The organism is Mesorhizobium sp. M7A.F.Ca.CA.004.12.1.1, assembly GCF_003997835.1.
Classification (GTDB): Bacteria; Pseudomonadota; Alphaproteobacteria; order Rhizobiales; family Rhizobiaceae; genus Mesorhizobium.
Genome location: NZ_RZRK01000160.1, coordinates 1 through 9,707 on the forward strand (window position 1 = coordinate 1; position 9,707 = coordinate 9,707).

The window sequence follows — 9,707 nt, forward strand, 5'->3', positions numbered from 1 at the left end:
ATCGTGCACGTCCATATCGAGATGCATGTGCACGCGTCTGGCGCCGGCGACCATCAGTCTTTCGGCCGCCTGGGCCACCCCGGAGCACTCCGTCCGCACGATCGGCAATGTCTCGAGAAGCTGTTTTTCCGCGGGATCGAGATCGCGCGCGTTGACGAGCACGCAACGCGACGGATCGACCGGCTTGAAGCCCGGAATGGCCGACGCCATCGGCCGCCAGCACAGGCCAAGCACGGTCGCCAGCGCCATGCCGTCGAGAAAGCCGTATGTGGATGTCTCGGGCGTGTTGAGATCGCCATGCTGGTCGGCCCAGATGATCGCATCGGCGTCTTCGCCGGCGACCGCGCCGGCGCTGGTCAGGCAGTTTCCGGCAAGGACGATGGGAAACCGACCGGCGTCGCGGGCAAGGCGAACCTCGCTCGCAACCGCGTTGCAGACGGCAAAGCCGGTGGCGATTTCACGCTCCTGGGCATCTCCAACCTTGCCGATATCCTCGACCATCACATCGTGGCCGGCCATCGTCAGGGCGTCGACGAGCCCGCCAGAGACCAGCGCGTCCGGCCCCTGGCCCATGCCGCCATGATAGTGGCCGCTGTCATAGGAGGCCAGGATAATGGAGATTTTCACGTCCGCGTCTCCGCCCTGCCCTGCAGGATCGCCAGGGCCTCGGCCGGATCGATGCGGCCGTCATAGAGCGCGCGGCCGGAGATCGCGCCTTCGAGCTTTTGCGCATCGGGCATGGTCATGCGCACGATGTCGGCGATCGAGGCGAGGCCGCCCGACGCGATGACCGGGATCGACACGGCATCGGCGAGGTCGATGGTGGCGTCCCAGTTGATGCCGGTCAAAACGCCGTCGCGGTCGATGTCGGTGTAGATGATGGCAGCGACGCCGGCGCCCTCGAACTTCCTCGCCAGTTCGATGACGCCGAGGCTCGACGCCTCGGCCCAGCCCTCGACGGCGACCTTGCCGCCCTTGGCGTCGATGCCGACGGCGACCTTGCCCGGAAACGCCTTGCAGGCCTGTTTGACAAGGTCCGGGTCACGCACCGCCACCGTGCCGAGGATGACCCGGGCCAGGCCGCGATCGAGCCAGTCCTCGATCTGCGCCAGCGTGCGGATGCCGCCGCCGAGCTGCACCGGGTTCTTCGTTGCCTTGAGGATGGCGCCGACCGCCGCACTGTTGACGCTCTGGCCCTGGAAGGCGCCGTTGAGGTCGACGACATGCAGCCATTCGAAACCCTGTTGCTCGAAGGCCCGCGCCTGCGCGGCAGGATCATCGTTGTAGATGGTCGCGGTCGTCATGTCGCCATGCCTGAGGCGCACGCACTGGCCGTCCTTGAGATCTATCGCCGGGAAAAGGATCATCCGTTCAGGCGCCTTCCACAATGGCGAAATGGGATGTCGAATAGAGACGTCGGAATTTCAGCGCCACCTGGTATTCAGGCGAATGGAAGCAGGCGAGTGCGACCGCATAGCTCTCGAACTCGATGATGACATGGCGATTGCCCGATAGCCCTTCCGGGCTCGACGACTGACCGCCGCGGGTCAGGAACTTTGCGCCATATTTGTCGAAAGCCGCTTTGTTGGCGGCAATGTATAGCGGATAGTTTTCCGGATCGGTCACCTCGACCATCGCCATCCAGTAGCCCTTCTTGCTCATGGTCTATCCCTCTGCTCGAGCATGATCTCCGGACAAACGGGAACCGTTTGTCCGAGAAAGCCGGGGTCCACTTTTCGGGATCATGCTCTAGGGCCTCCAGCGCAGGAAATTGGTGATCAGCGCGAGGCCGAGCGCCTGGCTCTTTTCCGGGTGGAACTGCGTGCCGACAAGATTGTCGCGGGCGACGGCCGCCGTCACCGGGCCGCCATAGTCGGCAACCGCCAGAACCTCGTCCGCCTTGCCCGCATCGAGATGATAGGAATGCACGAAATAGGCATGCAGCCCGCTTGCGCCAGTCGGTATGCCGGCAAACAGCGGATGCTGGCGCTTGAGCTCGATCGTGTTCCAGCCGATCTGCGGGATCTTCAGCGCCGGATCGGAAGGCATGATCTCCTTCACGTCGCCCGATATCCAGCCGAAGCCCTTGGTAATCGTCTTTTCGAGGCCGCGCTGCGACATCAGCTGCATGCCGACGCATATGCCGAGGAACGGCCGGCCCTTGACGATCGCAACCTCCTCGACGGCTTCCCACATGCCTTCGACGGCCTGCAGGCCGGAGGCGCAGTCGGCATAGGCGCCGACGCCGGGCAGGACGATGCGATCGGCCGTGCGCACCTGCTCGGCATCTGCGGTCAGGTCGATATCGGCCGATATGCCGGCTTCGCGCGCGGCGCGCTCGAAAGCCTTGGTGGCCGAGCGCAAATTGCCCGAGCCGTAGTCGATGATCGCAACCCGCATGTCAGCTTCTTCCCGGAATGTGGGTCAGCCCCAGCGCCATGCCCGGCTGCGCTGGCCGCGCGAGGGCAGCATCGGGGACCATACGCGGCGCCGGCACAACCTCATCGGCAAGCGCTTCCGCTTCCAGCGCATAGCGTGTGTCGGCGTCGTCGAGCCAACCGGCTTCGACCGCGCCCCATTCGTGCCAACCGCGCCGGCGAAGTGCCGCGATGCGCAGGCCTTGCCCTTCCAGTCCGACATAGAGCGAAACCAACAGTGACAGCAGCGAGCCGGCCAGACCAAGGCCGAGCTTCTGGCCCAGCATCGAAAGCAGGCCCATGACGACGAAGGCAAGCGCTGCCTCGATCCACAGCCGATGCCAGGCGAACCATAGCGGCGGCACCAGGAGGCCCAGCCAGGTGAAGCCATCGCGGACAAAGGCCGTGGCATCGGCCTTCTCGCTGCGGCCTGGCGGTTCCATCACGACATAGGTGGCCATGGCCTTATCCCTTCAACGATCCCTTGGTGGAGGGAACCGCATCCGGCTGGCGCGGATCGCGTTCGAGAGCCGCGCGCAGCGCGCGCGCCACCGCCTTGAAGCAGGTCTCGGCGATGTGATGGTTGTTGGCGCCATAGTGATTGGTGACATGCAGCGTGATGCCGGCATTCTGCGCCAAAGCCTGGAAGAATTCGCGCACCAGTTCGGTGTCGAAGGTGCCGATCTTCGGCGACGAGAAGGAAACGTTCCAGACCAGGAACGGACGGCCGGACACGTCGATCGCAGCGCGCGTCAGCGTCTCGTCCATGGCAAGGTCGATCGAGGCATAGCGCATGATGCCGCGCCGCTCGCCCAGTGCCTTGGCCAGCGCCTGGCCAAGCGCGATGCCGGTGTCCTCGACGGTGTGATGATCGTCGATATGCAGGTCGCCCTTGGCCCTGACCGTCATGTCGATCAGGGAATGGCGCGCCAGCTGGTCCAGCATATGGTCGAAGAAGCCGACGCCCGTCGAAATGTCCGATTTTCCGGTGCCGTCGACATGGACCGAGACGGCAATCTCGGTTTCCTTGGTCTTGCGGCTGACTTCGGCGGCGCGGGGCGGCATCACTCTATCCTTGTCCCAGAGGTTCACATCGTGACCAGCTCAGAGGTTCAAGCGCTCGCAGGCTTGAAAACGAAAGCCTTCTAGCAGCATGATCCGGCGATTGCCAGTTGCGAACCCGGCCGCTATCCAGCGGTTTGCAATCATCGGTCCCATGCATACATATGGCCGATCAAGTCACTCGTACCGCGCCGATCGCCTTATCGGGATGGCGCTGCTCGGAGCCAGGAAATGTCCGATAATCTGACCATGCACGCCACGACCATCGTGACGGTGCGCAAGGGCAACAAGGTGGTGATCGCCGGCGACGGCCAGGTCAGCCTTGGCCAGACCATCATGAAGGGCAACGCCAAGAAGGTGCGCCGCATCGGCAAGGGCGGCAATGTGATCGCCGGGTTCGCCGGCGCCACCGCCGACGCCTTCACGCTGCTGGAGCGGCTCGAAGCCAAGCTCGAACAATATCCAGACCAGCTGACGCGCGCCTGCGTCGAACTCGCCAAGGACTGGCGCACCGACCGCTATCTGCGCCGGCTGGAAGCGATGATGCTGGTGGCCGACAAGTCGGTATCGCTGGCGCTGACCGGCACTGGCGACGTGCTCGAGCCCGAATTCGGCGTCATGGCCATCGGTTCGGGCGGTAACTACGCGCTGGCCGCGGCCCGCGCGCTGATGGACAGCGACAAGGATGCCGAGGAGATCGCCCGCAAGGCGATGCAGATCGCATCCGACATCTGCGTCTACACCAACAACAATTTCGTCGTCGAAACGCTCGAGGTCGGCTGAAAAGGCCGGCCATGACCCCGAAAAGTGGAAACCGGTTTTCTCGGACGAACGGTTCCGTTCGTCCAGAGATCATCGCCGAACAAGAAGATAGCTACGACTTTCGGCCGGTGACGGAAAAAGACCTGCCGATGATCGCCGGCTGGCTCGCCGAGCCGCATGTTGCAGAGTGGTGGGACGATCCGGAGACGGAAATCGCCGGCATTCGCGAGCACATCGACTCGATTTCGGTCGAGCCGCTGATCGTCGAGCTCGACGGCAAGCCGATCGCCTATCTGCAGAGCTACGACCCGCATCTGGAAGACGACCATCCCTATGCCGACCAGCCGTTCGGCACGCTCGGCATCGACGTGTCGATCGGCGTGCCGGAGTTGCTCGGGCGCGGCCATGGCTCGGCAATCGTGCGCCAGTTCGTCGAACAGCTTTTCGAGGAAGGTGTTCCGCGCGTCATCATCGATCCGGATCCCGCCAATGTCAGGGCGATCCGTGCCTATGAAAAGGCTGGCTTTGTTGCCTTTGACACCAGAACATCGGAGTACGGGCCGGCCTTGATGATGGCGCGCGACGCGACGCAGGAGCCCAATTGATCAGCGCCGAAACCCTCGACAAGGCAGTCGCGAAAGGTTTGATCTCGCAGACCCTGCGCGATCAGTTGGAGGCCATGGAACGTGCGGTCGCTCTCGCCCCCGAGGCCAGGCGCGCCGATGACGAGGGTGACGAGGAAAACCTGCGGCTGGTGGGCGGCGGCAACGATCTGTTTGTCACCGTGGGAACCGTTCTGCTCAGCGCCGGCTTCTTCTTTGTCCTGACCACCTTGCTTCCAGGCCAAACATTCTGGATCGCAGGCATCCTCGCGGTTTTCGCCTGGGGGCTCGCCGAAATCGTCACGCGTCAGCACCGGATGAAATTATCGTCGTCCGTGCTTGCCCTGATTTTCATGGCCGCCATTCTGGCCGCTCTGGCGCTACAGGTGGAGGCCAGCTTCGGCATACGCAAGCCGGAGACTATCTGGCAGCTATTGGCGTTGCGCCAGACGGCGTCCCAGGCCGGATATCTGTTCCTGGGCGGAGGAATAATCGCGGCGGCGATCTATTTCTGGCGTTTTCGCGTCCCCATCATTGCCGGGGCTATCGCCATCGCTTTTACACTGCTTGCCTTCCTGCAAACGGCGATAATCCTGTATGATAGCGTGACAGCGGGTGCGATTGCGCCACCGCGTATGGAGGATGTTCCCGAATTGCTCCGCGCGGCACTTTACATGCCGCTGATCTGCGGCCTGATCGTGTTCGCAACGGGTGTAGCTTTTGACATTTACGACAGGGATCGACGCAAGATCTGGTCCGATTGCGCTTTCTGGCTGCATGTCGTCTCGGCGCCCATGCTGGTGCATCCGCTCTTCATCATGGCAACCGGCCAGAACGTCGTGTTCGGACATATCGCGCCGGATGCCAATGCAACCATCATGCTGACTATACTGATCCTTGGCTTCCTCTATGTCGCGCTTGCCATCGACCGCCGTTCGCTTCTGGTTCCGACATTGGCTTACTTCGGCTCGCTGGGCATCTATTATCTGGTGAATTCCGCCTCCGATTCGACGGGCATCCCGCCTTTTGCCTTGATCCTGGTCGTTGTTGGCGCGCTGATCATTCTGTTCGGGGCTGGCTGGCAGCGTATCCGGCGGATTGTGGTCAAACCCACCTTGCCGGCTGCCGTGATCCGCCGGCTACCGCCGCTGAAGGCGTGACAAGGCTTGTGATGGTCGAGACGGCGACGCGAAACGAGGGGGAATGAACCGATGACGACACCGACCGCGGAGAACAGCTATTCGGCCTATGAAGACAGCTGGCGGATGGGGCTTCTGCTCGTCCTCGCCCTGATCATCTTCCAGGCCGGGGCGCTCTACGGCATGGGGCGAGCGCCGATCTGCACCTGCGGCTACGTCAAGCTCTGGCATGGCGTCGTGCAGAGTTCGGAGAATTCCCAGCACATTTCGGACTGGTATACGTTCTCGCACATCATCCACGGCTTCCTGTTCTATGCGCTGGCAAGATTCCTGTTCCCGCGTTCGCCGATCGGCTTGAGGCTGGCGTTCGCCGTCTTCATCGAAGGCGGTTGGGAGCTGCTCGAAAACAGCCCATTCATCATCGAGCGCTACCGCGCCGGCACCATCTCGCTCGACTATTACGGCGACAGCATCATCAATTCGGTGTCCGACACACTGGCCATGATGCTGGGATTTGTGATGGCGCGAAGGCTACCTATATGGGTGATCGTCAGCCTTGCCATCATCTTCGAACTCGGTACCGGCTATCTCATCCGGGACAATCTGACACTCAACGTGATCATGCTGCTGCATCCGTTCGAGGCCATCAAGCAGTGGCAAAGTGGAATCTAGTGATATGAGCACATTTTCTCCCCGCGAAATCGTTTCGGAACTCGACCGTTTCATCATCGGCCAGAAGGACGCCAAACGCGCCGTGGCCATCGCCTTGCGCAACCGCTGGCGCCGCCAGCAGCTGGAAGGCCAGATGCGCGAAGAGGTGATGCCGAAGAACATCCTGATGATCGGGCCGACCGGCGTCGGCAAAACCGAAATCTCGCGCCGCCTGGCGCGGCTCGCCGGTGCGCCTTTCGTCAAGGTCGAGGCAACCAAGTTCACCGAGGTCGGCTATGTCGGCCGCGATGTCGAGCAGATCATCCGCGATCTGGTCGAGATCGCCATCGGCCTGGTGCGTGAGAAGATGCGCGAAGACGTCAAGGCGCGCGCCCACGTCAACGCCGAGGAACGCGTGCTGGAAGCGCTGGTCGGCAAGACCGCGAGCCCGGCCACCCGCGATAGTTTCCGCAAGAAGCTGCGCGACGGTGAGCTCGACGACAAGGAGATCGAGGTCGAGGTTGCCGACACCGGCAGCGGCGGCATGCCCGGTTTCGAGATCCCCGGCATGCCCGGCGCCAATATCGGCGTGCTGAACATCAACGACATGCTGTCGAAGGCGATGGGCGGCAAGAAGACCAAGATGCGCAAGACGACGGTGAAGGAGTCCTACGATCTGCTGGTCAATGACGAGTCCGACAAGCTGCTCGACCAGGACGAAGTGGTGCGGCGGGCGCTCGATGCGACGGAGAATGACGGCATCGTCTTCCTCGACGAGATCGACAAGATCGCCTCGCGCGAAGGCGGCATGGGCGCCGGCGTTTCCCGCGAAGGCGTGCAGCGCGACCTGCTGCCGCTGATCGAGGGCACCACGGTGGCGACCAAATACGGACCGCTGAAGACCGACCACATCCTGTTCATCGCCTCCGGCGCCTTCCACGTCTCGAAGCCGTCAGACCTGTTGCCGGAATTGCAGGGCCGCCTGCCGATCCGGGTCGAGCTGCGGGCGCTGGAGAAGGACGATTTCGTCCGCATCCTGACCGAGACCGAAGCCAGCCTGATCAAGCAGTATATCGCGCTGATGAAGACCGAGGGCGTCGAGCTGACCTTCACCGACGACGCTATCGATTCGCTGGCCGGCATCGCCGTCGACCTCAACGCCAGCGTCGAGAACATCGGCGCAAGGCGGTTGCAGACGGTGATGGAGCGGGTGCTGGACGAAATCTCCTACGATGCGCCCGACCGCAACGGCACATCAGTCACCATCGATGCCGCCTATGTGGAGAAGCATGTCGGCGACCTGTCCAGGAATACCGACCTGTCGCGGTTCATCCTTTAAACGACGGCGCCGGAACGTTCCGGCGCCGGTCCAGGCAACATTTTCCGGCAAGCAAAATCATGTGTGGCCAGATGGTACCATCTGGCCACCTTTCGTAGTGCCGGGTGAAGGGGCGCTCTCGACTCGACCAAGAGCTTTACCTAGTTTGCGCGGCAATTCTCGATCTCTTGGTTTGACGGAATTCCGGGAAACCGTTTCACACTTTTCCTGGAATTGCTTGGGCGGCGGGTGCATGAAAAAACTGATCCTGGTCATTCTCGGCTTGACGCTGGCGGCGACGCTGTTCGCCGCCGAGGCAGCGACATTGGTGCCGCCGGGAAATCGCAATGCCGTGCAGCCCGACATTCCGGGTGCCTCCAGCCGGCGCACGCAGGCGACCAACACCAGCTTCCAGGCGAAGTACCGCAAGGTCTACGCCCTGCTGCAGAACGACGCCGGTCTGCGCGGCAAGATCAAGAAGGCAGCAGCCACCTACGGCATCGATCCCTTGCACATCGTCGGCGCCATCGTCGGCGAGCACACCTACAATGTCGATGCCTATGACCGGCTGCAGACCTACTACGTCAAGGCGATCTCCTATCTCTCCAGCAAGCTGTCCTTCGCCTATGAAGGCGAGGACATCACGGATTTCGTGCAGCGGCCGGAATTCAAGAAATGCGCCGCAATGTCCGACAGCTACGATCTGTGGGAATGCCGCGAGCAGGTGTGGAACCATTCGTTTCGCGGCAAGAGCGTCGGCGGGACCAGCTTTCCCGACGACCGTTTCGGCGCCACCTTCTTCCAGCCTTACTATGCCGGCCAGACCTTCGGCCTCGGCCAGCTCAATCCGCTGACCGCCTTGCAGATGAGCGATCTCGTGCACAAGGTTTCCGGCCTGCCGAAGCTCGACGTCGGCGATCCCAATTCGGTCTACAAGACCATCATGGATCCCGACCTGACGCTGCCCTACGTCGCCGCGACGATCCGGAAATCGATCGATGCCTATAAAAGCATTGCCGGCTTCGACATTTCGGGCAATCCGGGGGTCACCGCCACGCTCTACAATGTCGGCAATCCGGAGCAGCGCGCCGACGCGCTGAAGGCGGAGAACGACAGGCGCCGCGCCGCCGGCGAGCCGGAAAAGCTGCCGGAAGAGAATTACTATGGCTGGCTGGTGAATGATAAGCTGCCGGAGCTGAAGGCGCTGTTTTAGGGCGGCTCTCTGGCGTTAATTTGCCGACGCCTGCGCCGCCCCTCATTGCCCTGCCGGGCATTTCTCCCCGTATAGCGACGGGGAGAAAGGGGCCATCGTTGACCGCCACGCCCCCTCTGTAACGTTGCCGATTGGCGAAATCCTCGGCGAAAGCGCCCTTCTCCCCGTCACTATACGGGGAGAAGATGCCGGCAGGCAGATGAGGGGCAGCGCAGACGTCGACAATTGGCGCGACGGCTCAAGCCGCCAGCAACGACTTCAGCTTGACCGCCTGTGATCCCAGCGCTTCCGGCGCCGGTTTCGCGTGCTTGCCGATCAGCAGGTCGGCCAGCCTGATATCGCGGGCGACCGCGTTGCCGGGGCCGATGCCGCTGGCCGCCACCAGCCTGCCGTCTTGCGCCAAATGGAAGAGAATGAAGGCGCCATCGCCGAGGTCGCGGCGCACGGTGCTGCTGCCTTCGTCGGACAGCCCGGCGATCTGCAGGGACAGACCATATTGATCCGACCAGAACCACGGCACCGCCGCATGCGCCTCGCCGGCAC

General features: G+C 62.6%; 13 protein-coding genes. 6 read left to right on the forward strand and 7 right to left on the reverse strand.

Going from position 1 to position 9,707, the window contains the following annotated elements; all coding sequences use genetic code 11:
- The 6 genes from EN984_RS11100 to hisB form a co-directional block, all read right to left on the reverse strand.
- On the reverse strand, positions 1–627 hold a 627-nt coding region (locus EN984_RS11100), incomplete at its 3' end, for an arginase family protein (RefSeq protein ID WP_127383740.1).
- Positions 624–1,367, reverse strand: coding sequence for a 1-(5-phosphoribosyl)-5-[(5-phosphoribosylamino)methylideneamino]imidazole-4-carboxamide isomerase (gene hisA / locus EN984_RS11105; RefSeq protein ID WP_127266878.1), 744 nt, complete (start codon positions 1,365–1,367; stop codon positions 624–626). The genes hisA and EN984_RS11100, both read right to left, overlap by 4 nt.
- A 4-nt stretch (positions 1,368–1,371) precedes the next feature.
- Complete coding sequence (locus tag EN984_RS11110; protein ID WP_127266877.1) at positions 1,372–1,662, reverse strand: DUF1330 domain-containing protein; 291 nt, start codon at positions 1,660–1,662, stop codon at positions 1,372–1,374.
- Between the two features lie 87 nt (positions 1,663–1,749).
- Entirely contained in the window at positions 1,750–2,400 is a 651-nt protein-coding gene (gene hisH, locus EN984_RS11115) for an imidazole glycerol phosphate synthase subunit HisH (protein WP_127266876.1), read from the reverse strand.
- Position 2,401: 1 nt separating this feature from the next.
- Complete coding sequence (locus EN984_RS11120; protein WP_027039976.1) at positions 2,402–2,878, reverse strand: DUF2628 domain-containing protein; 477 nt, start codon at positions 2,876–2,878, stop codon at positions 2,402–2,404.
- Between the two features lie 4 nt (positions 2,879–2,882).
- Positions 2,883–3,482: an imidazoleglycerol-phosphate dehydratase HisB gene (hisB, locus tag EN984_RS11125; RefSeq protein WP_127266875.1), complete on the reverse strand. Its 600-nt coding sequence runs from the start codon at positions 3,480–3,482 to the stop codon at positions 2,883–2,885.
- Between the two features lie 228 nt (positions 3,483–3,710).
- On the opposite strand from hisB, the gene hslV reads away from it, so the two are divergent.
- The 6 genes from hslV (at position 3,711) to EN984_RS11155 (ending at position 9,164) form a co-directional block, all read left to right on the forward strand.
- Complete coding sequence (gene hslV / locus EN984_RS11130) at positions 3,711–4,262, forward strand: ATP-dependent protease subunit HslV (RefSeq protein ID WP_127266874.1); 552 nt, start codon at positions 3,711–3,713, stop codon at positions 4,260–4,262.
- Between the two features lie 71 nt (positions 4,263–4,333).
- Positions 4,334–4,846 (forward strand): GNAT family N-acetyltransferase, encoded by a 513-nt coding sequence (locus tag EN984_RS11135; RefSeq protein WP_127270633.1) that lies wholly within the window; start codon positions 4,334–4,336, stop codon positions 4,844–4,846.
- Entirely contained in the window at positions 4,843–6,003 is a 1,161-nt protein-coding gene (locus EN984_RS11140) for a hypothetical protein (RefSeq protein ID WP_164748903.1), read from the forward strand. The genes EN984_RS11135 and EN984_RS11140 overlap by 4 nt, the downstream gene beginning before the upstream one ends.
- A gap of 105 nt (positions 6,004–6,108) precedes the next feature.
- A complete protein-coding gene (locus tag EN984_RS11145) occupies positions 6,109–6,654 on the forward strand; it encodes a DUF2585 domain-containing protein (RefSeq protein ID WP_236383093.1) in 546 nt (181 codons plus the stop codon).
- A 4-nt stretch (positions 6,655–6,658) separates the two neighbouring features.
- Positions 6,659–7,972 (forward strand): ATP-dependent protease ATPase subunit HslU, encoded by a 1,314-nt coding sequence (gene hslU, locus EN984_RS11150; protein ID WP_127266872.1) that lies wholly within the window; start codon positions 6,659–6,661, stop codon positions 7,970–7,972.
- Between the two features lie 232 nt (positions 7,973–8,204).
- The gene (locus tag EN984_RS11155; RefSeq protein WP_127266871.1) at positions 8,205–9,164 is read left to right on the forward strand and encodes a DUF1402 family protein; all 960 of its coding nucleotides are present in this window, start codon (positions 8,205–8,207) and stop codon (positions 9,162–9,164) included.
- A 238-nt stretch (positions 9,165–9,402) separates the two neighbouring features.
- Here the strand turns inward: EN984_RS11155 and EN984_RS11165 are convergent.
- Positions 9,403–9,707: oxidoreductase C-terminal domain-containing protein (locus EN984_RS11165; protein WP_281057280.1), on the reverse strand; the 305-nt coding region annotated here is incomplete at its 5' end.

Coding starts and splice junctions, on each gene's coding strand:
- EN984_RS11145 (WP_236383093.1), top strand. CDS start 6,109: ATGGGGCTTCTGCTCGTCCTCGCCCTGATCATCTTCCAGGCCGGGGCG.
- hisA (WP_127266878.1), bottom strand. CDS start 1,367: ATGATCCTTTTCCCGGCGATAGATCTCAAGGACGGCCAGTGCGTGCGC.
- hslV (WP_127266874.1), top strand. CDS start 3,711: ATGTCCGATAATCTGACCATGCACGCCACGACCATCGTGACGGTGCGC.
- EN984_RS11110 (WP_127266877.1), bottom strand. CDS start 1,662: ATGAGCAAGAAGGGCTACTGGATGGCGATGGTCGAGGTGACCGATCCG.
- EN984_RS11155 (WP_127266871.1), top strand. CDS start 8,205: ATGAAAAAACTGATCCTGGTCATTCTCGGCTTGACGCTGGCGGCGACG.
- hslU (WP_127266872.1), top strand. CDS start 6,659: ATGAGCACATTTTCTCCCCGCGAAATCGTTTCGGAACTCGACCGTTTC.
- hisB (WP_127266875.1), bottom strand. CDS start 3,482: ATGCCGCCCCGCGCCGCCGAAGTCAGCCGCAAGACCAAGGAAACCGAG.
- hisH (WP_127266876.1), bottom strand. CDS start 2,400: ATGCGGGTTGCGATCATCGACTACGGCTCGGGCAATTTGCGCTCGGCC.
- EN984_RS11120 (WP_027039976.1), bottom strand. CDS start 2,878: ATGGCCACCTATGTCGTGATGGAACCGCCAGGCCGCAGCGAGAAGGCC.